Source organism: Thermogutta sp. (assembly GCF_039793925.1).
In the GTDB taxonomy this organism is placed as follows: domain Bacteria; phylum Planctomycetota; class Planctomycetia; order Pirellulales; family Thermoguttaceae; genus Thermogutta.
Genome location: NZ_JBAMME010000082.1, coordinates 1 through 24,195, shown reverse-complemented (window position 1 = coordinate 24,195; position 24,195 = coordinate 1). Strand labels below are relative to the sequence as shown.

At 58.6% G+C, this 24,195-nt stretch carries 17 protein-coding genes; 10 read left to right on the top strand and 7 right to left on the bottom strand.

What is annotated here, in order from left to right; translation table 11 throughout:
- The coding region (locus ABJK56_RS02785) for a trypsin-like peptidase domain-containing protein (protein WP_347243141.1) at positions 1 to 1,580 on the bottom strand (1,580 nt) is incomplete at its 3' end.
- Positions 1,581 to 2,276: 696 nt separating this feature from the next.
- Between ABJK56_RS02785 and ABJK56_RS02780 the strand changes: the two genes are divergently transcribed.
- From ABJK56_RS02780 to ABJK56_RS02745, 8 genes are all read left to right on the top strand, one after another.
- Positions 2,277 to 4,088, top strand: coding sequence for a DUF4838 domain-containing protein (locus ABJK56_RS02780; protein ID WP_347243140.1), 1,812 nt, complete (start codon positions 2,277 to 2,279; stop codon positions 4,086 to 4,088).
- A gap of 118 nt (positions 4,089 to 4,206) precedes the next feature.
- Positions 4,207 to 4,635 carry a nucleotide pyrophosphohydrolase gene (locus ABJK56_RS02775; protein ID WP_347243139.1) on the top strand — a complete coding sequence of 143 codons (429 nt, stop codon included), beginning with the start codon at positions 4,207 to 4,209 and terminating at the stop codon, positions 4,633 to 4,635.
- A 432-nt stretch (positions 4,636 to 5,067) separates the two neighbouring features.
- Positions 5,068 to 7,407: a ribonuclease R gene (gene rnr / locus ABJK56_RS02770; RefSeq protein WP_347243138.1), complete on the top strand. Its 2,340-nt coding sequence runs from the start codon at positions 5,068 to 5,070 to the stop codon at positions 7,405 to 7,407.
- 39 nt (positions 7,408 to 7,446) lie between these two features.
- A complete protein-coding gene (gene ltaE, locus ABJK56_RS02765) occupies positions 7,447 to 8,514 on the top strand; it encodes a low-specificity L-threonine aldolase (RefSeq protein ID WP_347243137.1) in 1,068 nt (355 codons plus the stop codon).
- A gap of 126 nt (positions 8,515 to 8,640) precedes the next feature.
- Positions 8,641 to 9,420 carry a sugar transferase gene (locus ABJK56_RS02760; protein ID WP_347243136.1) on the top strand — a complete coding sequence of 260 codons (780 nt, stop codon included), beginning with the start codon at positions 8,641 to 8,643 and terminating at the stop codon, positions 9,418 to 9,420.
- A 10-nt stretch (positions 9,421 to 9,430) separates the two neighbouring features.
- Positions 9,431 to 10,609 (top strand): ATP-grasp domain-containing protein, encoded by a 1,179-nt coding sequence (locus ABJK56_RS02755; RefSeq protein ID WP_347243135.1) that lies wholly within the window; start codon positions 9,431 to 9,433, stop codon positions 10,607 to 10,609.
- Positions 10,581 to 11,357: an HAD family hydrolase gene (locus tag ABJK56_RS02750; protein ID WP_347243134.1), complete on the top strand. Its 777-nt coding sequence runs from the start codon at positions 10,581 to 10,583 to the stop codon at positions 11,355 to 11,357. The genes ABJK56_RS02755 and ABJK56_RS02750 overlap by 29 nt, the downstream gene beginning before the upstream one ends.
- Entirely contained in the window at positions 11,341 to 12,108 is a 768-nt protein-coding gene (locus ABJK56_RS02745) for a class I SAM-dependent methyltransferase (RefSeq protein ID WP_347243133.1), read from the top strand. Before ABJK56_RS02750 ends, ABJK56_RS02745 begins: the two co-directional genes overlap by 17 nt.
- Before the next feature lie 80 nt (positions 12,109 to 12,188).
- Here ABJK56_RS02745 and ABJK56_RS02740 read toward each other — a convergent pair whose 3' ends face one another.
- From ABJK56_RS02740 to dxr, 3 genes are all read right to left on the bottom strand, one after another.
- Positions 12,189 to 13,109, bottom strand: coding sequence for a phosphatidate cytidylyltransferase (locus ABJK56_RS02740; protein ID WP_347243132.1), 921 nt, complete (start codon positions 13,107 to 13,109; stop codon positions 12,189 to 12,191).
- 231 nt (positions 13,110 to 13,340) lie between these two features.
- A complete protein-coding gene (locus tag ABJK56_RS02735) occupies positions 13,341 to 15,593 on the bottom strand; it encodes a site-2 protease family protein (protein WP_347243131.1) in 2,253 nt (750 codons plus the stop codon).
- Positions 15,584 to 16,741 carry a 1-deoxy-D-xylulose-5-phosphate reductoisomerase gene (gene dxr / locus ABJK56_RS02730; protein WP_347243130.1) on the bottom strand — a complete coding sequence of 386 codons (1,158 nt, stop codon included), beginning with the start codon at positions 16,739 to 16,741 and terminating at the stop codon, positions 15,584 to 15,586. The genes ABJK56_RS02735 and dxr overlap by 10 nt, the downstream gene beginning before the upstream one ends.
- 750 nt (positions 16,742 to 17,491) lie before the next feature.
- On the opposite strand from dxr, the gene ABJK56_RS02725 reads away from it, so the two are divergent.
- Together ABJK56_RS02725 and ABJK56_RS02720 are read left to right on the top strand one after the other, a co-directional pair.
- Positions 17,492 to 19,297, top strand: coding sequence for a 30S ribosomal protein S1 (locus tag ABJK56_RS02725; RefSeq protein WP_347243129.1), 1,806 nt, complete (start codon positions 17,492 to 17,494; stop codon positions 19,295 to 19,297).
- An 83-nt stretch (positions 19,298 to 19,380) separates the two neighbouring features.
- On the top strand, positions 19,381 to 20,865 hold the full coding sequence (locus tag ABJK56_RS02720) for a hypothetical protein (protein ID WP_347243128.1): 1,485 nt from the start codon (positions 19,381 to 19,383) through the stop codon (positions 20,863 to 20,865).
- A 62-nt stretch (positions 20,866 to 20,927) separates the two neighbouring features.
- Here the strand turns inward: ABJK56_RS02720 and ABJK56_RS02715 are convergent, their stop codons facing one another.
- The 3 genes from ABJK56_RS02715 to ABJK56_RS02705 all read right to left on the bottom strand — a co-directional run.
- Positions 20,928 to 21,926 carry a sugar phosphate isomerase/epimerase family protein gene (locus ABJK56_RS02715; RefSeq protein WP_347243127.1) on the bottom strand — a complete coding sequence of 333 codons (999 nt, stop codon included), beginning with the start codon at positions 21,924 to 21,926 and terminating at the stop codon, positions 20,928 to 20,930.
- 19 nt (positions 21,927 to 21,945) lie between these two features.
- Positions 21,946 to 23,286: a 30S ribosomal protein S12 methylthiotransferase RimO gene (gene rimO / locus ABJK56_RS02710; RefSeq protein ID WP_347243126.1), complete on the bottom strand. Its 1,341-nt coding sequence runs from the start codon at positions 23,284 to 23,286 to the stop codon at positions 21,946 to 21,948.
- Between the two features lie 631 nt (positions 23,287 to 23,917).
- The coding region (locus ABJK56_RS02705) for a right-handed parallel beta-helix repeat-containing protein (protein WP_347243125.1) at positions 23,918 to 24,195 on the bottom strand (278 nt) is incomplete at its 5' end.

Here is a 24,195-nt window from a genome sequence, read left to right as displayed (position 1 = left end):
CACACAATCTCGTAGCCGGCCGCGCGGCGCCTGGCGATTTCCTCCCAGGCCGCGCGCTCCTCCGCTGAAAGTCCCATCAAAGGCTCCGCTCGTGTGGACAGAACATGAGACACCGGCGCGGCAAGTGCCTGGGTAAACGGATCGGAAGGTTCTCTTTCCTGCTGGGAAGTCACACGCTCAGCGTTCTGGCCAAGAGCAATCGGCAACGGCAACCCGGCCGCCAAAGTCACCTCCTCGGGAGAACGACCCGGCATCTCCTGGGGCGCAGCCGGCCGAGCGGTGTTTTCCGGAGCCCACACAGGTTGCGATCGAGCGGTGGTTTCGGACGCGGCGCTGGCTATCTTTTGCGGAATGGTGTCTGACGCCGGTATTCCGTTGACGAATTCCCCTGCCGAGCGGGTTGGTCCGGGCCCCGGTGTTGCCTGCACCAGAGTACCTGGAGTCACACCAGCTCCGTCCGTTCGATAGACCATAGCCAGATTGAGCCGATCCAACGAGCGATGAATTTCCCGCAGGGCCAGATAGATCCCTTCGTCCTGGGGTGGATCAGCGGCGTTACAAACACCGATGAGAAAGCCTTCGCTGGAAAAGAGACCACCTCCGCTGCGTCCCACCACTGGCGCCCGAGAGGCCTCGATATTGGCCGGTCCCAGATACTTGTCGATCGCCGTGACCTTCCCCTTCCACACTGTCGGCGGCTGCCCTTCTCCGCATCCCACGGAATAAATGGCATCACCGACTGCCAACGGATATCCCGGCGGTGCCACACGCGCCACAACCACCGGCTGGTTGGGGCGAATACTCAAAAAACCAATATCCAGCTTCTCGTCGTAGTGAATGAGTTGCGCGGGCAGGTTTTCGGCGGGCTGCGGGCCGAACAGATCCACCTGAATCGGCAACTGGCCTTTGCTTTCCCGAAAGAGGTGACCGCAGGTGATGATCAAGGCTTCGCCTCCTCGCGCGTCGATAATCGTTCCCGATCCGGTGGATCGACCTCGAGAATCTTCAATGCGAATCCGCACCGTGGCAGCGATGAGATCTTCCTCCGTCGGCGCTGCAAACCGACATTGAGGGTCAAATGGCGGCAGGCTTTTCCGCGGGACACCGAGTTCGGTCGCGGCAGACTGCGAGGGTACATTGGCATTGTTGGGAGTTTTCACCACTATTTCCGAAGTGACCACCGGCGGCGAAGCTTGAGGCGGCCGTTGCGGCGCCAAACGACACAGCAGCCGAAGCTGATCAAGACTGGCCGGTCCGACAATACGGTCCACCTCTCGCCCGTTAACGATCATCACAAAGGTGGGCACAGCATTGATGCGAAAGCGTCGCGCCAGCGCCGGCTCTCGATCAATGTTGACTTTCCGCACCGGATAACCGGCCTGGCGGAGCTCTTCCACTACCGGCATCATTTGCTGGCACGGTCCGCACCAGTCCGCGTAGAAATCCAAAAGAACCGTCTGACCGGCAAGTTCATCGGCCCCGAGGGAAGAAGCAACCAGGATCCCCAGACATTGCCCAAGAAGAATCACTCCCCAGAGCAGAGACTTGTAGCACGGTGGCCGAAGTATCACACAGCCCATCGGCAAACCCTCCAGAGAAAGGCGAAAACGCCGCCTGTGAATGAGCGTCGAGGGGGTCGCCACCCTGGCCACTCGGTGAGCAAGCGCGGTGCGAGGAGGCCGGCCAATTCCAGGGCAGTGCGGGCGAGAAAGCCCCTTCCGTCACCACCTGCCGGCTTGGCTGCGAGCATCGACCGTCCATGGTCACCCAATACTTCGGATCCAGGGTAACCTCCGTGTTCCCTCGACTTCCCTCAACGTGCGCGATCCGTCAACTGCTTCCAAGAGATACCGGATTGTCTCTCGGCGGGATACCTGTTGATCATCCCTCCCGGTGTGCCCACCGCGAGACACTCATTAGATACCACAAGGCAGTTCAGTGACAATATCAATTTAGTGCGGCTGCCACTTTGGCAGTGAGTTTTCCCTTCAATACCATTTCATAATGGAATGACACCCTCTTATTCAGGGATGTCCTCAAGGCGAGCCTGCCACGAAAAGGCTGCCCTCCCCAACTTCCGGAGGGAGCTGCTCGTGAGCTCCGCCGTTCTGGGGTTCTATGACCTTTCCGCTTCGTGGGCAGAATCCCGGCGTTCTCACGTTGACTGCGAATGACGCTCCCCCTTATTGCGGCAGATAGCAGGGAGGTGTACTCTGGGAGTCGCCTGTGTGGAACGTGCAAACGGTGTTCGCTTTCTTTGGCAGAGGAGTCTCACCATGTTTCGACGTCCCATGCAAACGCTCATACTCACTGCCGCACTGCTGGCCGTCTGTCCAGCCTACGGGCAGGAACTCGTCATTGCGGAGGGCGGGCGGTCGCCCTACCACATTGTCATCCCGGAAAAGGCGAGTGAACCCGTCCGTCATGCCGCGAATGAACTGGCCAAGTTCATCCGTGAAATGACCGGGGCGAACCTCCCGATTCGCACAGACTATACTCGACCTGTCGCCGACCACGAAATCCTGCTTGGCAACACTCGGCGATTACAGGAGCTAGGCATCGAAATCGACTGGGAAAAGCTGGGCAAAGAAGGGTACACCATTAAGACGGTCGGCCAACGGCTCATCATCGCCGGTGGGGAGCCGCGGGGCACGCTCTACGGCGTGTATGGCCTGCTCGAAGATCACTGGGGATGCCGCTGGTTCACCCCGGATTGCAGCCGGATTCCCCACCACGATCGCCTGACCATCGGACCTCTCGACGAAACAATCGTTCCCGTCCTGGAGTACCGGGAGCCGTTCACCTACGACTGCTTCGATGGAGACTGGTGTGCCCGGAATCGGGTCAACTCCTCGTCAGGCAGGCTGGGAACAGAACACGGTGGCAAGATCCGATTCGGAAGCGGCTTTTTCGTCCACACCTTTAATCGCCTGGTGCCCCCGGAAAAATACTTCGATGAACACCCTGAGTATTTTGCACTGGTCAAAGGGAAGCGTTTGAAAGATAGAACGCAGCTCTGCTGCACCAACGAGGATGTCATCCGGATTGTCACCGAGGAGATTCTCAAGGCCATGGAGCGCGATCCCGACGCGTTCGTCTTTTCTGTCTCCCAAAATGACTGGTACAACTACTGCGAATGCGAAAAATGTCAGGCCCTGGCCAAGGCCGAGGAGAGTCAGATCGCACCGGTGCTTCAGATGGTCAATCGGGTGGCGGAGGCGGTGGAGAAACGTTTTCCCGATAAGGCCATCGAAACGCTGGCCTACCAGTGGACCCGAAAGCCGCCAAAGACCATGCGTCCCCGACCCAATGTGATCATCCGTTTGTGCTCCATCGAGTGCTGCTTTGCCCATCCGCTGGCCACCTGCGACCTGCCGGCCAACAAGGCGTTCGTGGAAGACCTGCGAGGCTGGGCAAAAATCTGCAATCGGTTGTGGGTATGGGATTACGTCACCGATTTCCGGCACTACCTTTTACCCTTTCCCAACCAGCGGGTCCGCAATGACAATATCAAGCTCTTTGTGGAAAACAACGTGAAAGGGATTTTTGAACAGGACACCTATAACACCCCCAACAGTGAGCTGGCGGCCCTGGGCGGGTACATGACGGCCAAGTTTCTCTGGAACCCCAACTACGATGAAAACCTGGCCATGAACGAGTTTTTGGAGGGCTATTACGGGGCGGCTGCACCCTTCATCCGCCAGTACATCGACGCCCTGCACGACCGCGTGGAAAAGGAAAACATCCACTGCAGCATTTGGATTCCGCCGACCCATCCCCACCTCACGGACGAATTGCTTGTCGAAGCGAACGAACTGTGGGAAAAAGCAGAGAACGCGGTCAAAGATGATCCGACGCTGCGGAAGCGGGTGAAAATCGGTCGGTTGAGTGTGGATTACGCCATCCTGGAACGTGCCCGGCTCGCCCCCCAGAAAGAGCCCCTCGGCCCGCTCGCCAAACAACGTTTTCGACCGTTTGTTGACATGATTCCTGCTGCGGGCATCACACGGCTTAATGAATGGAACGAACTGAATTTACAGGACTACCGAAGTAACCTAGCGAAGGCCCTGGGACTGGAACCGCGCTAGGGTTTTTGCAATAATAAATGTCGTCCATTGCCCCAGCCCCTAGGAGCAGCCGCGGAGTGCCCGCCTTCGCGGCTGCTCCGCTTTCTAAGCCTGGTCTCCAACTGCGGTGATGAAGCCGATGACGTCCTCGGAAGCGTCGCAATTTCCCGCCAGTGATGCCAATACGCCAGTCGCCCGGCTGCGCGAGCTCGTCGAGAAATTTGTACAGGAACGGGCGTGGGAGCCGTTCCACACACCGAAAAACCTCGTCATGGCCCTGGCCGTGGAGGCTGCCGAGTTGATGGAACACTTTCAGTGGCTCACTCCGGAACAGGGGGAAGCGGTCGCCCAGAACCCCGAACAGCGGGAAGCCGTCGCCGATGAAATGGCGGATGTGTTTTGCTATCTTCTGGCTCTATCCAGCCGATTGGCGATTGATCTCACGACGGCCGTTCTGCGAAAGATGGAAAAAAACGTGCAGAAATATCCGGCTGAGATTTACCGGGGTTACTTCGGACCTGATGATCCTCGCTGGCCGGGTCCGCAGAGCGATTGTTCCTCGCGGTAAGGGAGCGCGCAAGCAACGGGCCGGGGCTCCCCAGTACTTTTTAGGCAGACGGTAACCGAACCGGGCGTCGTCCTACCCGGCGAGACGGGCACCATTCGGCCTGCGAGCTTTTTCATCCGGCAAATTTGCAACTATTGAAATCTTATCTCAAACCGGATTGAATTCGCAAAACCTGCGCCTATACTTATGGAAACGAAATGTTAAGAACAATTCGACGGGACTTCTCCCAAAAAACAAGCCACATGCTCCGTTTCCCGATAGGCTTTCGCTTATCGAAAACGGAAGGCGTTGGTCGCTACCCACCTTGTGGAGCTTGTCCGAGCATTCCCACCACGGTGAGAAGAATGGGGCCTCCCGCCACCCATCACCGCTGGTCGCGTACAATTCACCCAGCCATCGGTCGAGTTGGCCGAACAGAGGAGACTATTCCCTATGAAGCAAGCCATGGAAGAACTGCAAAATGCTATCCTGGAACATGTTCGATCGCCCAAGTACCAACCGGTGAAGCCGCGAGCGATCGCCAAAGCGCTGCAAATCCCGAGTGAAGAGGCTCACCTGGTCAAAAAGGCGGTCAAAGAGCTGGTCAAAGCGGGGCTGCTGGAATTTGGGTCGGGACACCTGGTTTACCCAGCCGGTCAGCGCAAAACCGAAGACTCCCCATTTCGGGGTGGTGAAATTATCGGCGTTTTTCGCCGCAAAGAGGCCGGCCACGGATTTGTTCGGCCCAAGTCTAAACCCGGAGACACCGAACCTCCTGAGGATATCTTTATCCCGGCAGATTGGGCGGGGGATGCTTCCACCGGCGATCTTGTGCGGGTGAGACTGGCCCATCGGCGTTGGCGGGGAGAACGCGCCCTGGCCGGTCAGATCGTGGAAATCGTCGAACGACAGAATTCCCGCTTCGTAGGCACCTATTTTGAGCAAGAGGGGCAAGGTTTTGTCCAGGTGGACGGGACCGTATTCGCCCAGCCAATTTACGTGGGAGATCCCGGCGCACGCGGTGTCCACCCGGACGACAAGGTCGTCATCGAGATGCTCCGCTTTCCGAGCCACCATCGGAATGGGGAAGGCGTGATCGTGGAAGTGCTCGGTCCGTTGGGGAAGCCGGGGGTGGACACCCTCACGATTATGCGGGAATTCAATCTGCCGGAAGAGTTTCCTCCCGAAGTTCTGGAAGAAGCCCGGGCCCAAGCAGCGCTGTTTGAGGAGGTTATCCCTCCCGACCGCTATGATGCGACTGAGGAAACCACCATCACCATCGACCCCGAGGATGCGCGTGACTTCGACGATGCCATTTCGCTCGAGCGCCGTGAAGACGGTACGTGGGTCTTGGGGGTGCACATCGCTGATGTGGCGCATTTCGTTCCTGCCGGCTCAGCCATTGACCGAGAGGCGCGAGAACGGGCAACCAGTGTCTATCTGCCCGACCGCGTCATCCCCATGCTGCCTGAATTGCTTTCCAACGGTCTGGCAAGTTTGCAGCCGGGCAAACTACGGTTCACGAAGTCGGTTTACATTGAATACACCCCCGACGGTGTCAAAACCGACGTGAAGATTTACCGGTCGGTCATCCGCAGTGACAAGCGGCTCACCTACGAGCAGGTCGACGCATTTCTGGAAAATCCGGAAGCCTACAGGAAAGCCTGGGGCACCAAGGTCCATGACCTCCTCCTGCGGATGCGCGATCTCGCCCGCATTCTCCGCCAGCGACGACGCGAACGGGGAGCCCTGGAACTCGTTATGCCCGAGGTCAAAGTGAATCTGGATCGCCGCGGCCGGGTGATCGGCGCCCATCTGGTACCGAACACGGAAAGCCATCAGATGATCGAGGAATTCATGCTGGCCGCCAATGAAAGCGTGGCGGAGACGCTTCGCGACCGCGGCTGGCTCTTCCTGCGGCGAATCCACAAACCGCCTGCTGAGCGCAAGCTGCGTCTGTTACAGGAATTTGTGGAGGCGTTGGGATTTCCTCCTCGCGATCTGGAGGATCGTTTCGGCCTGCAGGGATTGCTGGAATATGCCACTGGCAAACCCCAGCAGTATGCTGTCCACTACGCAGTTTTGCGGTCACTTCAGCGGGCCATTTACAGTCCCGCGGAAGAAGGCCATTATGCACTGGCAAGTGAATGTTACTGCCACTTCACCTCGCCCATCCGACGTTATCCCGACCTGACAATTCATCGCTTGGTGGACGCCCTTTTGCTCGGCAAGAACCCGCGGATCAACCCTGCAGAACTGGCCACGCTGGGTGAACACTGTTCGGACCGGGAAGAACGTGCCGAGGCAGCCGAGCGGGAGCTGACCCGATTGAAACTGCTCTCCTTCCTCAGCGAGCGAATCGGCATGGAGATGGAGGGGATCATCACGGGCGTGGAAAAATATGGGCTGTTTGTTCAGGGAGTTGCTCTCCCCGCGGACGGTTTCATCCCCGTGGAAGCCCTTCAGGACGATTACTACGACTACGATCGCACTTCGCACTCCCTGGTCGGCCGGCGCAAGGGCAATCAGTTCCGTCTGGGAGATCTTGTCCAGGTGGCCGTGGCGCATGTCGATCTGGAACGCCGCCAGCTCGATTTTCGGCTCATCGCCCACCGCGGTCATCCCACGCCGGGGATCGTGGAAGAGTCCCTGGCAGGATTTCATAATGGCAAAAAAGCGGTCAAAACAAATCGGCACCGTTCCCTTTCTCAGCGACTGAACGGAACGAAAACGTCGAAACAACGCGTGAAGAAACCGCACGGCGAACGCTCTGCGAGAAAAAAATCAAAATAGATTCCGGCTCCGCTGAGACGGGCTTACGGGGAACGTTCGATGAGGGCCCAGCGTATCCTTGACTTCCGCAGCGACACGGTCACGCGGCCAACTCCCGGCATGCGTGCAGCGATGGCAGCCGCCGAGGTCGGCGACGATGTTCTAGGCGATGATCCTACCGTCCGCCAGCTCGAAGAGCGTGTGGCAGAGCTCCTCCACAAAGAAGCAGCCCTCTTTGTGCCGTCCGGTACGATGTCCAATCTCATCGCGGTGCGGCTGCACTGCCGACCTGGCGACGAGATGATCTGTGAAGCGGACTCGCACATTTACAACTACGAACAGGGTGGTTACGCCCAAATCTGCGGGGTTGCTGCTCGCCCTGTTCAGGGAGACTGGGGGCTCATTCGGCCCGAGCAATTGGAGGGACTGATCCGGCCGCAGAATGTCCACTTTGTGCGTACGCGGCTGCTCACCCTGGAAAACACTCACAATCGGGGAGGCGGTCGCATCCAACCATTTTCGCTTGTGGAAACACTGACGAGCTGGGCCCGCCGCAACCGATTGGCGCTCCATCTGGATGGAGCGCGGCTCTGGAATGCCTCGGTGGCCACAGGAATCCCGCTCCAACAGTGGGCCCAACTCTTTGACACGGTCAACGTCTGTTTCAGCAAGGGCCTCGGGGCACCGGTTGGCTCGGCCCTCGCGGGTCCCAGCGATTTGATTACTGAAGCGCGACGGCACCGCAAGGTGCTCGGCGGCGGAATGCGGCAGGCAGGCGTTCTCGCCGCGGCCGCGCTCTACGCTCTGGAACACCACATCGACCGACTTGCCGAAGACCATGCCAATGCCCAGCGACTGGCCGCGGGATTGGCAGAAATCCCCTTCCTCACCCTTATGCCCATCCCGGTGGAAACCAACATTCTTCTCTTCGACGTGGCACCGGAATGGGGCACGGCAGCCCAGCTTTCCCAGATTCTCAAAGAGCACGGCGTGCTCATGCTGGCTACTGCACCGCAGCGGATTCGGGCGGTTACCCATTTGGATGTCACTTCGTGCGATGTGGACGAGGCGCTCGGCATCCTCCGCCATGTCATGGCCCAGCACCGACCGTGCCAAAACTCACCTTGATTCGCGGGGGCGGTTCCCCGTAAGCTTTTCAGCCAGGCTAACCACCCAACCGGGCACTCCCGAGCAAGAAACTTTCCCATCATTGCATCTGAAAAACGTTGCGGCATGTGCAAGGAAGCATCGTCCATGGCGGCAGGATCCAGGACAGTCCAACTGGTGATCAAACGTATGTTTGACGTCATCGGTGCGGCAGTCGCACTTGTTCTCCTGGCGCCGCTTTTGGCGGTTATTGCCCTGGCCATCTGGATCACGATGGGTCGGCCCATTCTTTTTCGACAGGTACGCCCTGGTCTCCACGGTCGGCTCTTTACACTCTACAAGTTTCGCACCATGCGCAACGCCTTCCGCCCCGACGGCACGCCTTTGCCCGACGCAGAACGCCTGACGCCGCTGGGACGGTTTCTCCGCCGCTTCAGCCTGGACGAACTGCCCGAATTGTGGAACGTCCTGCGTGGGGACATGAGTCTCATCGGTCCGCGGCCACTGCTTGTGGAATACCTACCCCGCTACACACCCGAACAAGCCCGCCGTCATAACCTGCGGCCGGGAATCACAGGCCTAGCACAGGTCATGGGTAGAAATGCCCTGAAGTTCAGCGAGCGGCTCGCCTACGACGTGTACTACGTGGACCATTTCAGCCTTCTTTTGGACCTCAAAATTCTGGCGCTGACACTTCGGAAGGTACCCACGGGAATGCTCTTTGACGGGGCTGGCCAGGATGTGAGACTCGTGGACGACCTTGGGTTGCATCCGGGACGGGAAGACCTCACGTGGAAGCTCTCCGCAGGTCTCGCTATTGGAGAGACGCCGGCCGCAGTCTCCACCGACCAGAAATCCATTGTGTCGATGGAGATGGCTTCCCAGTCCCAAGGAACCCATCACTCTCAAGACCGCCGGGCGGCTTAAGGAGTTCCCCATGCGACATGCGTGTCACCACAACGTCCTAGTCACCTGCGGCGGCAAGTGGGTGGGGCACATTCTTCAGCTTCGCGAAGCCATGCGCGAGATCCCCGAGTTTCAAACGGGAAGGATCTATGTGGCGGATCGCGAAGCGGTTACACCAGCCGGGGCATTTGCAGACGGAACCTTCCAGGTTCCCCCGATTGCCGATTCGTCGTATCCCCATGTCCTGCTTGAGTTGTGTCGGCACCACGAAATTCGGGTTGTGATTCCCCTCATTGATATCGATGCGCTCGCCCTCGCGCCATATCGGGAACGCTTTGCAGAAATCGGCGTCGTGGCAATCGCACCGCCTGTCCATGTGGCGGAACTGTGTTTCGATAAACTCCGGTTTGCGGAATGGGCGAAACGCCACGGCATTCCTGTGCCCAGGGTTTTTCACCCAGAGGACCTCGACCGGGCTCCCTTCCCCTTGTTTGCCAAGCAGGTCCGGGGATTCGGCTCGATCGGTGCTGGCGTCTGCCACAACAGAGACGAAGCCCGCCGGGTACTCGCCGACTGCAGAATGTTCCTGGAAGAATTTATCTCAGGAGTGGAATATAGCGTGGATGGATACGTCAATCGCGTGGGCCAGCCCATTGTCCGGGTGGTGCGAATCAGGGAGAAGGTCGTGGGCGGCGAGGCGTTTCGCTCCTGCACCATCCGGAATGAAGCAGTCGCCCGGGTGGCGGACCAGGTCCTCGCTGCCCTGGCTCATGAAGGCCATCGTGGACCGGTCAACATTCAAATCATTGCAGGCGAAAAAACCGCCGTTATTGACGTCAATCCCCGTCTGGGTTCTGCCGTTGTGCTTTCCAATCAGGCTACCGGGGGGCGACTCTTTCGGTCCTTGTTGCTGGAAAGCCTAGGCCAGACCGCCCAGGGTGATCCTGACGACTATGTCGCGGGCCTTCATTTGTGGCGATTCCTCGGCGATCTTTTCTATCGCCAAGGTGAGGTCAAGAAAGTTTGCCCCGAACCTACTGCCCGAAGGTCATCACCACCGGAAATTGTTTTCCAGAATGACGGAGACAGCGACGCGTCCCCGGGACCATCTCAGGCACACTCGGATGGTCTTGTTTCCCGTCCGCACTGGTTGCGCCAATCACACAGAGAAGGCCAGAGCGATGAACTGTCGCGACATCGTCCCTCATGACCATCTACAGAAATCCCGACCGATGATCGAGGCGATCATTTTCGATCTGGACGATACCCTGTATTCTGAGATCACGTACATCCGCAGTGCCTTCGCAACAGTTGCGGAGTTTCTCGCTGATCGAGGCATGGGTTCATCTCATCAGATTCTGTCCCTGCTCGAACACATTCACTGGGAAATCGACCGAGACCGCGTCTTCCAGCACGCAGCGCGGCGTCTGAACTTCGACCCAGCCTGGATCCCCGAGCTTGTTCGCATGGTGCGATCGCACGTCCCCAAAATAGAAATACCCCCCGAAACTTGCGACGTTCTCGTTCAGCTTTGTCGGCATTTTCGGCTGGCTATCGTGACGGATGGACATCGGGAGGTCCAGCGACGAAAAATCGCCGCCTTGGGTTTGGACTCCATGATGGATGTCATTGTCTGCACGGACGATCTGGGCCGTCCTTTCTGGAAACCCGATCCGCTCCCGTTTTTGACCGCTTGCCGGACGTTGAAAACCAATCCCTCACGAGCGGTGTTTGTAGGCGATCACCCGCGACGGGACATTTGGGGTGCCGCCCGGCTGGGTATGAAGACCGTCCGCATTGTGCGGCACGACGGTTATTTTCGACATCACCCCGACCTCCCGGAGGCATCCCCGCACGCCCGCATCACACATCTTTCGGAACTGATCGATTGCCTCCGTAGTGGGCCCAAAAGCAGCCACCATGCGAAAAAAGAATATCTTCTTGAAAACGCTGCGTGACATTTATGCGTGGTTCGAATATCCGCACCGGTTCCTCGCGGTGCGCGACGTTCTTTCTCGACCCGGGGCCACGGTCCTCGACATCGGCTGCGGCAACCACAGTCCTTCCCTCACGAAACGGTACTTTCCTGCCTGCCGATACGTGGGAGTGGATTGCCAGGTGTGGAATCGAGACGCCGCCGACGAGGCCGCCATGGACCGCTTTTTCCCGATCGATCTTGATCAACCGGCAGCCCTTACTGCTATTCCCGATGCTGCCTATGACGTGATCTTTTGCTCCCATGTGCTGGAGCATCTCCATCAGCCGGTCAAAGTATTCCAGGACCTCTTGCCGAAACTGCGTCCAGGCGGCCTGCTCTATGTCGAGATCCCTTCCGCTCGGTCGCTGCGTTTTCCTCCCGCCCGCAACGGATGGTTCGGCATCCGAGGATGCCTCAACTTTTGGGACGATCCCACGCATCGTGCCCTGGTATCTTTACCCCGACTGATGGAAATTGCCCGGGCACACCGGTTTATCATTCGGCGGGCTGGTAGGCGATTCCTGTGGCGGCGGGTGCTCCTTCTGCCCTGCTACATGCTTGCCGGGATTATTCTTCGGGGTTACGTCCCGGCGAGTGTGCTTTGGGATGCCATCGGATTTGCCGAGTATGTTCTTGTAGAGGCCCCGCAACCTACCAACACGCTTCCGTCACCACACTTTCACATGGCGGCTGGCCAACGGCAAAGGAACAGCCCGCAGGAGCACCACTAAAAGTTGGCCAATTCCGGCCGGGGTCAACCTGAGGAGTCGGATTTTTCTCTATCCTGGCCGGAAAAAACCTTTTCCCAACTTCACCGCTGAAGCCATCCAAAAAGCCAGAAAAGATACGCGACCGGTGCCGCCATCAGGGAGGAGTCGATCAGATCGAGCGCCCCACCCAGACCGGGCAAGAGTCGGCTGGAGTCCTTCTGTTGCGCATCCCTTTTGATGAGGGACTCGGCCAGGTCGCCGATCATGCCCACCACAGCCAGCAGAACGCCATACAAAAGGCAGACCGTCCAGCGCGGCTTGATCGTTTCCAGCCCAAATACCGGCAACAGCCAGTAAAACGCGACAAGCGCCCCTGTCACACCGAACACGATGGCTCCCACCGCGCCCTCGATCGTCTTTTTCGGGCTGAGCTGCGGCGCCATCCGATGACGACCCAGAAACTTGCCGACCGTGAATGCTCCGGTGTCCCCCAGTTTGACAATCATCAAGAAGGACGCCAGGGCCTCCATTCCAAAGGCCATTCGCAGTTGCACCAGAAAACTGCCCAGCAGCCCAATATAACACACCGCGTAAACCGTGCCGGCCACGTTGATATTGGCACTTCCCGGGCGACGATAGCGCTGCATTTCCACCAGGAAAGCGAGAAACACCGTTCCCGCCAGGGCCATCATGGCGGCCATGCTGGAGACGGCCGCTATATCCCACGACCGTGCAAGTCGGTCGGGATGGGCGGCCTCCCAGCGTTGCCAGAACAGGGCCATCCCCCACGTCGCACTGATCGTCACAAAATTCCCTAAATGCACCAGCCAGGCCAGCGGCGCCACCCCGGCCCCCCGACAAAGGGCCACGATTTCGTTCCCGGAGAAAAACACAAGCACAAGCAGCGCCGGAAATAACCACAACCCATCCGGAGTGCCAGCGTTCACATCCAGCCAGCACAGCACCAGGGCGATACACGCCAGGAAACTGCCAAAAACGATCCTTTGGGAAAGCGGAGACATAGTACGGTTCATTCCGTGGACAAACGGACGCAGGGTAAACCGTCATCGTGAACAATTTCGAGACCCTACGCAAGATGGGTAGAATCGCTCGCATTCAGCGTGCGAAAGTCGCAAGGAGACCCGTCATGTGTCGATAACACCGGAGGTCTACGGGTGTGAAATGAAGCGAAGGCTACTCCGCACCCGGCACAAGCTGATCCGGTGGGATGTCTGCTGCTCAGTACTCAGCAATCAGCGGGCGATGAGTCCCAAATCGAGCCCAAAAACCCACAGCATGATGCCCAGTATGATGGCCAGGCCCAGGTAGGAAAGCCCGACATAAACCGCCTCGCTGGGCGGCTTGCCGCGAATGGCCTCGTACAGGAGAAAGACCATGTGGCCGCCGTCCAGGACGGGAATGGGTAGGAAATTGACGACCGCCAGGTTGGCGCTGAGAAGGGTGAGAAACAGCAGGAATCGGCCCGTGCCCTGGGATGCCACCCGATAGGCCGTCTGCACCAGACCAATTGGCCCCACAAGTGCCCGTGGCGACACGTCTCCCCGCGTCAGCCGATTGAGAATGCGATAGATCAGCGTGACTGAGGTCCATGTTTCACTGGCTCCCATTTCCACGGCCCGAAACAGTCCGCTGGCCCGCATGTGAAATGTCATGGGCTGAAAGAGGAGCTGCCGATCGGGGAAAAACCAGTTGTGCCGAACAACGGGCGTAAGCCGAACCGTCAACTCCTGGCTAGCCGCCTCTGGATTGGTCTCATCACCCTGCGCCTCGTGCTTTGCTTTTTCCCGACGAACCACGAGTTCCACCTGTGTCCCGGGCGGAAATTTTTGAAACTCGTGGAAAAACGTGGCCCAGGTAGCTTTGTTGTTACCTCGCGGGATGTCGAACCGGACGTCGAGCTCCGACTCGACGGCGGGTGTTTGCCCGTCCTGACCGTTCGCCTGGGGCGAGATGGTTTTGGCGGCCAGAATCACGTCGCCGGGCAGGATCCCCGCTTCGGACGCGGCGGACTTTGGCCGAACCGCTCGAACCTTTGGCAAAATCTCGATGGCAATTCCAAGCTGAGGGATTTCCCAGGGACTGTCGGGAGTATACAGCTCGGCAAAAGTGGTGGCCAACCGAGCCGGGACGATCACCGTGTGCTTCTCCCCCCGCGGTGCCCTCTGAGCAGAGGCTTTCAACGCCATGTCGGAATCGGCGGAGGCCGGTTCTTCCTCTCCCGAGCGACGGATGGAAAGGACGACGGGGACTTCCGCACCCTGCCGTTTACGGAGCGCTTGTTGGAGCACATAGGGAAGTTCGAGAATATCGCCGCTCCAATCAATGTCCGCAGGACATTCAACCGCGAGGAGTTCATCCCCCGGTTGAACGCCCGCCTGGGCTGCCGGCGAGTCGGCCTGAACGGCCACGATCCGTCCATATTCCAGCGCAAGCCCCAGGTCCCGCACGGCAAGAGGATCAAGACGCAGCGTGACTTTTTTCGTCTTATTTTGGTCTGTCTCGGGTCCCGCCGGCGACTCAAGTGTGATATCGACCGGCTGGCCCCAGGTCAGTGCCCACTGCCGATGCAACTCCGCATAATCGGCGATGGGGCGATCGTTAATGCGAACCACTTTCCAACCCGGCTTCAACCGGTCGCCGAGGCCGGCCGCCGGACTACCCGGGAAACAGGGAGGATCCGCCAATTCTGTGGTAAACGCGTTGGAGACGCCAATTGTTGGTATCACCCGGATGCGGTCCGGCACGATTCGCACGTCGAAAACTCTTTTTTCGAGCTGATCGGCCTCGGACCTGGCGAGCCGCTCCACAGTGAGAGTTACCTCCGCTCCCCGGCGTGTGAGGGGGATCGTCTGCTGGATGTCCTGAAACCTGAGTGTTTGCCGGCCATTGATAGCGATGATTCTGTCGCCCGGCTCAATCCCCGCCCGCCATGCTCCTTCGCCCGGCGCCACCTGTCCCACCGTGCACGGGAATTCGTCCACACCGATGGCGAAGGCAATAACGGCCACGATAAAAGCGAAGATGAGATTCATGATCACCCCGGCGGAGATGATGGCCATCCGCTGAGGGACGCTCTTGGCGAGGTAACTGCGAGGATCATAGAGGGCCGCCTGTGCCGCCGCCACAGTCACGCCCTCTTCGCTGATGACAGCGTCCGGGGCCAAGCCTGCGGACTTCGCACGCTCGAGTTCCTGACGCAGTCGCGCCGGATTGTCCTCCTGACCGAGCATTTTCACGTATCCACCGAGAGGAAGGATACCGATGCCGTACTCGGTCTCGCCCCAGCGGAACCGTGCGATCCGCAGGCCAAAAATATCAAACCCGAGATAAAACTTTTCACATTTTACGCCACACGCCTTGGCCACCAAAAAATGGCCGAGTTCGTGCACGAAGATGATCAGCCCCAGCCCTACCACCACCATCAACACGTAGAGCCAGGCGGATCCTGTCAAGAAAGCCACGATTAAAAAGCTGGTCAGGTCCAATGTGAGATCTCCCTTCGGGCCCAGGAATCCAGTTCGAAAATACGCTCCAGTGTGGGTTCCGGGTCAAATGGATGGGATTCCAGCACGGCCTCGCAGGCTGGAACAATCTGGTCAAATCGGAGTCGCCCTTGTAAGAAGCATTCTACCGCCGCCTCGTTGGCTGCGTTGAGCACAGCCCCTGCTGTTCCCCCGCGGCGCGCCGCTTCGAGCCCCAGTCGGATGGCAGGAAAACGCTCCGGATCCGGTGGCTCGAAACGAAGATCGAGGACTTGCGACCAATCCATTTTTCGGGCGATTCCCGGACAGCGTTCCGGATAGTACAGCGCATACTGGATGGGAAGCCGCATGTCCGGCGGGCTGAGCTGGGCGATCACCGAACCATCCACAAATTCCACCATGGAGTGGACGATCGACTGCGGGTGGATTACCACCGCGATCTGATCGGCTGTCACGCCGAAAAGCCAGCGGGCTTCGATGATCTCCAGGGCTTTGTTCATCAGTGTAGCAGAGTCCACCGTTATTTTGCGGCCCATCTTCCATGTGGGATGCGCCAGCGCTTCTTCCACCGTGACAGAGGCGAGTTCCTCTTTCTTTTTTGTGCGGAACGGCCCGCCGCTTGCCGTCAAAATGATGCGCCGGACTTCTTTGGGCTGACCGCTGCGCAGCGCCTGGAACACAGCGGAATGCTCGCTATCGACGGGAAGGATTTGGGCACCCGTCTGCCGCGCCAACTGCGTGATAAGCGGCCCTGCCACGACAAGACTTTCTTTATTGGCGAGGGCTACGGTTTTACCGGCCTCCACGGCTTTCCACGTCGCCCGAAGCCCAGCTATTCCCACATACGCGGAGAGAACACGGTCCACTGCCGGCGAGCCTACGGCCTCCAACACGGCCTCCTCACCGACCCGAAGCTCGGTCTCCGCAGGCAGATCCCAAACTCCATGCCGCCGCGCTGCTTCCGGATCGGTGACAACGACCAGGGGTGGCCGGTGCTCATGGGCCTGTCGTTCCAGAAGCTGAGTGTTGGAACGCGCCACCAAAACCACGGCGCGCAACCTGCCTTTCGAGGCCGCAATGACCTCTAATGCGTTTCGACCAATACTGCCTGTGGACCCGAGGACCGCTATTCCCTGGCTCGAATCGGTCATGCCGACGGGATATTTCAGTCAAGTTTGATGGCTGACTCCGGCAACATTTCGGAGGTGGGGTCAAACCGTTGAAGCTTGGAAATTACTCTCTCCACCGGGTTTCTCCAACAGATTTTTCGCGTCACCAGCTTTGGACAAATTCCATTCGGTCCCGGAGGGAAGGTCAATTCATTTGGTGCAAGTCCCCGCCAATCCGGTCTTGGTTCGACATGGCAGCGAGGAATGTTTTTTGTCCGGTCGCCGAAGACGCGGACCCACCGTCCTGCCCGATATGCAAGTTTACTTTCTTCTTGTCGTTTCTGCACGGTCATGGGACGCCTTGCCAAGGTGATCGGTCGGAAATGGTACTCGCCCGTCCAGCCGTCCACTGGAGTGACGCGTTTCAGGATCTCCACGAGAGGGACGCTTTCCCCGGCTTCCTTTGGCGGGAGGCATTCCATCCCGTCCCGGGCCGGGGTGGAACCAAGCGCCCCAGGCAATTTTGGGGCCACCGTCGGTGTTCCAATTGTGGGGTGCCGTGAATGGTGTTATACTGAGTCCATTAATGGGTGTCCGCGGTATCCCTCGCATGGGGCGTGGGACGGTCACCCCGAGCGGTAATGCGGATCGTGGAATTTTTGCCAATTCAAAAGGGGTTGATATTTGGAACACCGCTCGCGCGTCGGCGGCGTTTCCCGCAGATCGAAGTTTCCCTCCCTCGCCTCCGCTTGCTGCAGCGTTTTTTGTTTCCAGTTGGGTGTTGTTTGTCCAATGGTTAATCGCAATCTCATTCGTCAGGTCGAAGTCACTCCGGAAGAGCTGGAAGCCGCGTACGGCGGCATGGATCCTGAAGCCCTCGCGCTGGCGGCCTCGGAAATTGCTGTCAATCAAATCGTCGAAGGGCGAATTCTCCGGGTGGAAAAAGATTTTGTGGTCGTCGACGTAGGCTCCAAGAGCGAGGGGATCGTCCCCCTTTCTGAATGGACGGACAACGAAGAACCGCCGAAGCCGGGGCAAACCGTCAGCGTTCTCGTGGAAGAACTCGAGGACATGTACGGGCTGGGGGACGAATATCGCGGAATGATCACCCTCAGCAAGCGCAAGGCGGAGAAAATCCGGGCCTGGATGCGGGTGATGGAAACGGTCAAGGAAGGCGACGTGGTGACCGGCATCGTCACCCGAAAGATCAAGGGTGGTCTTCTGGTCGATATCGGCGTGAACGTATTTCTGCCCGCCAGCCAGGTAGACATCCGTCGTCCTGCCGATATTGGGGAATTTATCGGACGGACGGTGCAGTGCCTGGTCCTCAAAATTGATGAATCCCGCCGCAATATTGTCGTCAGCCGACGGGCGCTCATCGAGCAAGAGCGCGCGGAAAAGAAGGCGCAGCTCCTCGCCGAGCTGGAAGTCGGTCAACGTCGCAAGGGCGTCGTCAAGAATATCGCCGATTTCGGCGTATTTGTGGACTTGGGCGGGATCGATGGCCTGCTCCACATCACCGACATGAGCTGGGGACGTATCAATCACCCCTCGGAAATGGTCTCCATCGATGAAGAAATCGAAGTCGTCATTCTCGACGTTAATCGGGAAAAGGAGAAAATCGCCCTTGGCCTCAAACAGAAGACCCCCAGTCCCTGGGAAGATATCGAGCTCCGCTATCCCGTGGGGAGCCGTGTGAAGGGGACCGTCGTCAACGTGATGAATTATGGCGCCTTTGTGAAGCTGGAAGAAGGGGTTGAAGGCCTGGTCCACATCAGCGAAATGTCGTGGACACGGCGAATCAACCATCCCAGTGAAGTGGTTCAGGTCGGCGACGAAGTGGAGGTCGTCGTCCTCGGCATCGACAAGGAAAAACAGGAGATTTCACTGGGCATCAAGCAGACCATGCAGAACCCCTGGGAAAACGTCGAAGAGCGGTATCCCGTGGGTTCCGTGGTCAAGGGCATCGTTCGCAACATCACCAATTATGGCGCGTTTGTGGAGCTGGAAGAGGGAGTCGACGGCCTGCTCCACGTGAGCGACCTCTCCTGGACCCGCAAGATCACACATCCCAGCGAAGTGCTCCAAAAAGGCCAGGAGATCGAGTGCCGCGTGCTCTCCGTGGACAAGAATCGCCGCCGTATTGCTCTGGGCCTCAAACAACTGACGGAAGATCCCTGGGAGACCTACATTCCCACCAAATACCAGCCGGGCCAGATCGTTAAAGGCACAGTCACCAAGATTACCAATTTCGGTGTCTTTGTGGGCCTGGAGGACGGTCTGGAAGGACTGCTACACATTTCCGAGTTGGCCGATCACAAGGTGGACAACCCCGAAGAGGTTGTCAAAGTCGGCGATGAAATCGAGGTGAAGATCCTCCGCGTCGACAAAGATGAGCGGAAGATCGGCCTCTCTCGGAAGCGTGTGGAATGGGCGGAAGAAGAGCAACAGGCCGCTGCCGAGCCTGCCCCTGCTCCGGAGCCCAAAAAGGAAAAAGAACGCGAAAAAGAGAAGGAGCTCAAAGGCGGTTTGGGCAGCTCTGGAGGACCGCTCATTCAGGGCCTGACCAGCGATCGCGAAACCGAGAGCGCTGGCTAATTGCGCAACACTCAGCGAGATGCCCCACGGTCGGCGGTGGTGTCTGTTGCCACCGTTGAGCCTCTTGCGTTGAGAACCGGCGTATGCGCCTTACCTCGCCATCGATGATTCTGCTGACGGCCCTGGTCTGCGTTTTGGCTCACGGATGCCGGCGTGGGCCAATGGATGACGAGGGCCCCATCACGGGTGAAGCCCCTCCCGTAACACACCGACAGACCTCCGAAAGCCGCGAGGATAAGCACATCTCGGCGGCTGTTGTTTCCCCTCCGAATCAGGGCGAGCGCATCGCCGGCGGCCCTGCCGCTACAAGCGAACTGGATTGGGTCCGCGCCCTCACCGGCTCTGACGAGGCAGCCAAGCGGGCGATTCCCACCGAATTCGCAAAGATCATCAATGGGCTTCTGGCAGCCCAGGCCGGCCTGGAGTTCGATCAGCAGGGACGCCTCATTGGCGTGGACCTGGCCGGAGAACGCCGCAGCGGCAGCGATGCCGAGGTTGCTCTGGTCGTTCAATTGCCACACCTTCGGCGATTTCGCGTGGCCGGATTCGGCGTGACACCGGCCGGCGTCCGACAGCTTGCCCAAAAAACCACATTGGAAGAACTGGGGCTGGAAAATACACAAATCGACGACGCATCGCTTGCCGCGCTGAAGAATCTGCCCCGGCTGTGGTCACTCAATTTGCGGCGCTCTGTCAAATTGACGGACGGGGCCATCACGCTTCTTGCCGACTTTCCCGCCCTCACCCACCTCTATCTTCTGGAAACTCAATTTTCCTCCGACGCGCTGGAGCATCTTGCTCAACTGCCGCGGTTGCGACTATTGGACCTGCGAAACTGCGCCGGCGTGAACGCGCAGGTGCTCACCCGTCTGGCAAAACTGCCGCAATTGGCGGACCTCCGTTTGCGGGGATACCACATCGACGACACGTGTCTGGCCGCTGTGGGCCGGTTTCCGCGACTTGCCAGTTTTACGCTCGAAGAATCTCCCGCCACGGCCAAAGGCCTTCAAGCCCTGGCATTGTTACCGCTGGAGTCGCTGACCCTCTTTCGATGTACGTCACTCAATGACGAGGCCCTGGCGACCGCCGTGGGAAGCTGGCCGAAACTACGCACGCTTTCTCTGCGGGACCTGCCTGTGCGCGGCACATTCTTGACTCAACTTCGTAGCCGCGCATCACTCCGCGTCCTCAATCTTCCGCAGACAATGGTCGATGATTCCGCCCTGGAGGCTCTCCGCTCAATGCCATTGTTGGAAGAGCTTTCTCTTGCTCAAACGTTGATCACTGACGCCGGTCTAAACCACGTCGCCGCGCTCTTCTCGCTGCGAAAGCTCAATGTCGCTCAAACCCAGGCGACCGACAACGGCGTGCAGTATCTGAGCAGCCTTCCGCACCTGGAATCACTCGATTTGAGCGGCAATCTGGGAATTACTGACGCAGCTATTCCTTTCCTGGAAAAGCTACCGCAACTTCGTGAGGTGTTTCTCGACGGCACATCGGTCACAGCAGAGGGGCTCAAGCGTCTCGGCCGGAAGGCGCGTGTGAAACAGGCCACAGGGTTGGAATAAAGCCACGCGGCCTGCGGCCTGGTTCCTAATATCGACCACCCTTTTTGGGGACAGCGTTTGATTTACTCGATGAGCGCCAACGTTTTCCGCATGGCTTCGGCCGTCACCCTCACCGCATCCTCCGGTGGCAACTGGCGCAGCTCTCTCTTGAAGGGCTCAATATAGGCCGGTCCATCAAATCCGATCTCCATCAGTGCGGAGAGGAAGTTTTTCAAATCGATCACCCCCGTCGCGCAGGGAAGATCACGCACGGAGTCCACTTGCTCATCCACCGGAACACCGGCAGGGGCATCGTTGAGGTGGACCACAATCACCTGGTTGCCTCTCAGGCTGAGGATATCCTCACGCGTCTCGCCGGCCGTGTACCAGTGCCAGCTATCCAGGGTGAACCCCACACAGGGGTGATCGATCTCCGCGATGAGCTCCTTCATTTCTTGGAGGGTATGGATGAACGGGTATCGGCCGGCACTCCAGGATTTTTTCGGCCCGACGTATTCCAGGCCCAACCGCAGGCCGTAGCAAGCCACGATGTCGGCAATCGCTCGCAACCGCTTAGCATGGAGACGGAAGTTTTCCAGATACGTTTTATCCCGAGAGGTCGGTGACAGATAAGTGCCCAATCGATCCACTCCCGCCCGTTGGAGAACTTCACAGTATTTAGGCAATCCTCGCAGTGTGGCCGTAAAGCGCTCAATGGAACCACGGAAGTCCACTGGCACTCCGGCTGCCGACCAGCCCACATGATGAAGCTGCATTTTCTCGCGTAGTTTCCCCAGTTCCTCGTCAGAAAGTCGCGCTAGAAACTCCGGCTGCGGTTCAATTGCTTCGAATCCGTACTTGACCGCATATTCCAGCGTCTGAATTTGGTCAGCCTGCACCCCGATGGCAGAGCAAGAAAGCGCCGCGCGAAACCGCCGCCTTCGGGCTTTCTTTTGCTCACCTTGTGCTTCGCCCTGATGGGTGCTGTCCTCGGCCAGAGCGGTCACAAAGCCAGACAGTCCGATTGACGCCAGTGTCACTCCGCTGTGGGCCAACCATTCCCTCCGCGTGCGGGTGTTCATGGCCAAGTTCTCCCCTGATTCAAGAAGCGACGGCTGCATCTTCCACTAGCGGAGCGGCCACGAGATCGTATCCCTCCGCCGCCACAATTTCGCACTCCACGAACTGCCCTGCCGATAGGTTCTTCCCAGTCACATAGACAGCGCCGTCAATCTCCGGGGCATCCGCGTAGGTACGTCCCAGCCAGACATCTTTTTGACCGGGATGACGCTGGTCAAGCAGGACCGTCATTTTTCGGCCAACCTGAGACTGCGCCCATTCAAACGCGATTTCCTGTTGGACTTCCATCAGATACTCTCGCCGAGCACGGATGACGCGGCGGGGAAGGTGATCCTTGAGCCGAGCGGCGGGAGTCCCCGGCTCGCGCGAATACTCAAAAACTCCTAGCCGCTCGAATCGCTGTTTCTTGATGAATTCCACCAGCTCCTGGAACTGGGCTTCTGTCTCCCCCGGAAAGCCCACGATCATGGTCGTCCTCAAAACGAGCTGGGGAATACTTTCCCGCAAACGCATCAGCAGGGCCTCTGTTTCGGCACGTGTCACGCGACGTTTCATTCGTCGCAAAACCGTGTCATTGATATGCTGGAGTGGCAGATCCAGATAAGGGATTATCGGACCGCCTTCGCGAAGCACCCCGATCAATTCGTCCGTGAAATACATCGGGTAAAGATACATGAGCCGGATCCATCTCAAGCCTGAAATCTCTCGCAATTTGCTGAGAAGTTCCGCAAGCAGCGGCCGTCCCACGAGGTCCACGCCGTAGTAGGTCGTGTCCTGAGCAACGATCACCAGCTCTTTCACGCCGTCGGCCGCAAGCTCGCGAGCCTCGGCCAGAACCAGCTCCATCGGCTTGCTCACGTGGCGTCCCCGAATATGGGGAATGGTGCAGAACGTACATAGCCGGTCGCAGCCCTCAGAGATTTTGAGATAGGCCAGATGACGCGGCGTTACCCGCAGCCTTCGCCGATCGTCCAGCGGAACGACACTCGCCGGCTGAAAGATCGTCCGCTGCTCCTGGATCCCGGATTCAATACGGGCGATCGCGCGGGTTATTTCATCCCGGCTGAAGACGCCAATGACCTGATCCACCTCCGGAAACCGGTCGAGAAGGGCATCGCGGTCTCGTTCTGCCAGACACCCCGCCACGATGATTCCTCGAATCTTGCCCCGCTTTTTCAGCTTGAGCATCTCCTCGATGGCTTCGAAAGATTCCTCCCGAGCGGATCGCAAAAAACCGCAGGTGTTGACCACGACGACATCGGCCTTCTCCGGGTTGGGCTCAAGCTCCCAGCCGGCATCGCGGAGCAGCCCGAGGATGCGCTCCCCGTCCACAAGGTTTTTGGGACATCCTAGGGCAATCATGCTGCATTTTCCGCGAGGCGCTTCATGCGGCGGGCCCCCGCCCGACTGAGTCTCGGTCTCGATCTGTTCTCTGGTGGGAAATGAACTCGGATGAAGAGGAATTTGGGGAAGTGGCTCGCTCATGGGAAACTAAGTGGTTCTTCTTTGGGTGACGTTATATTGACAGTGGGTTAGTGATAGTTTCAGTCACGCGTGGCCAAACCTTCGAACAGGTACTGATCGGCCCGATTTCCGTTTCGCACGAAAAAGGACAACCCACCGCCGGGGTGACAATCTCGAATCCGGCACCGGCCCCCTAAACAGGGACAAAGCGCCCCATCGGCGCCTCGGCAACCGCCCGACCTATCACTCCATCCTACGCCATCTGGCAAGAGACCACGAGCCCGGTAGACGGGACTTTTCCGGGCGGGACTTCAAAGCATGCCCGCAATCCTCGCAGCGCTATTTCCGCGCCGCATCCTTGCGTTTTTTTACCCCCATTACATACGTCTTTTGCCCACATAACAACAAGGCAGGACTGCCTTTGGGTAAAAGCAGGCTGGGCAGGTCATGCACCGTCAGTCCCAGTTTGCATGGCCCAAACGGCCAGCACAAAGCTCGCAGAATATCAGACGAGCTCACCCAGCACCCCTCAACGACCAAGCAGCCATCGCAGCCAATCAGGTAGCGCGTCATTGTCCTCCAAAATGGGATTCGCACCTTCGGACTTCTCAATCTGACACCACCGATTACCGCGGCATACGTTCTTGCGTGCCGTCCCGCCGGCATGGTCGTAATAGGCGATGCCGGACCCTTGATTCCCCTCGCAGGTGTTGCCCTCCAGTGTGGGCTTTGCCTCGTCCGAGAGCTGGATGCCGTGCCCGCCATTGTTTCGGCACACGTTGTTCCGTGCTGTGCCGCCGGCTCTCT

Excerpts from the sequence above, each read along its gene's own strand:
- ABJK56_RS02725 (WP_347243129.1), top strand. The coding sequence starts at position 17,492 with ATGGTTAATCGCAATCTCATTCGTCAGGTCGAAGTCACTCCGGAAGAG.
- rnr (WP_347243138.1), top strand. The coding sequence starts at position 5,068 with ATGAAGCAAGCCATGGAAGAACTGCAAAATGCTATCCTGGAACATGTT.
- ABJK56_RS02720 (WP_347243128.1), top strand. The coding sequence starts at position 19,381 with ATGCGCCTTACCTCGCCATCGATGATTCTGCTGACGGCCCTGGTCTGC.
- dxr (WP_347243130.1), bottom strand. The coding sequence starts at position 16,741 with ATGACCGATTCGAGCCAGGGAATAGCGGTCCTCGGGTCCACAGGCAGT.
- ltaE (WP_347243137.1), top strand. The coding sequence starts at position 7,447 with ATGAGGGCCCAGCGTATCCTTGACTTCCGCAGCGACACGGTCACGCGG.
- ABJK56_RS02760 (WP_347243136.1), top strand. The coding sequence starts at position 8,641 with ATGGCGGCAGGATCCAGGACAGTCCAACTGGTGATCAAACGTATGTTT.
- ABJK56_RS02780 (WP_347243140.1), top strand. The coding sequence starts at position 2,277 with ATGTTTCGACGTCCCATGCAAACGCTCATACTCACTGCCGCACTGCTG.
- ABJK56_RS02775 (WP_347243139.1), top strand. The coding sequence starts at position 4,207 with ATGACGTCCTCGGAAGCGTCGCAATTTCCCGCCAGTGATGCCAATACG.
- ABJK56_RS02715 (WP_347243127.1), bottom strand. The coding sequence starts at position 21,926 with ATGAACACCCGCACGCGGAGGGAATGGTTGGCCCACAGCGGAGTGACA.
- rimO (WP_347243126.1), bottom strand. The coding sequence starts at position 23,286 with ATGATTGCCCTAGGATGTCCCAAAAACCTTGTGGACGGGGAGCGCATC.
- ABJK56_RS02755 (WP_347243135.1), top strand. The coding sequence starts at position 9,431 with ATGCGACATGCGTGTCACCACAACGTCCTAGTCACCTGCGGCGGCAAG.
- ABJK56_RS02740 (WP_347243132.1), bottom strand. The coding sequence starts at position 13,109 with ATGTCTCCGCTTTCCCAAAGGATCGTTTTTGGCAGTTTCCTGGCGTGT.
- ABJK56_RS02750 (WP_347243134.1), top strand. The coding sequence starts at position 10,581 with ATGAACTGTCGCGACATCGTCCCTCATGACCATCTACAGAAATCCCGA.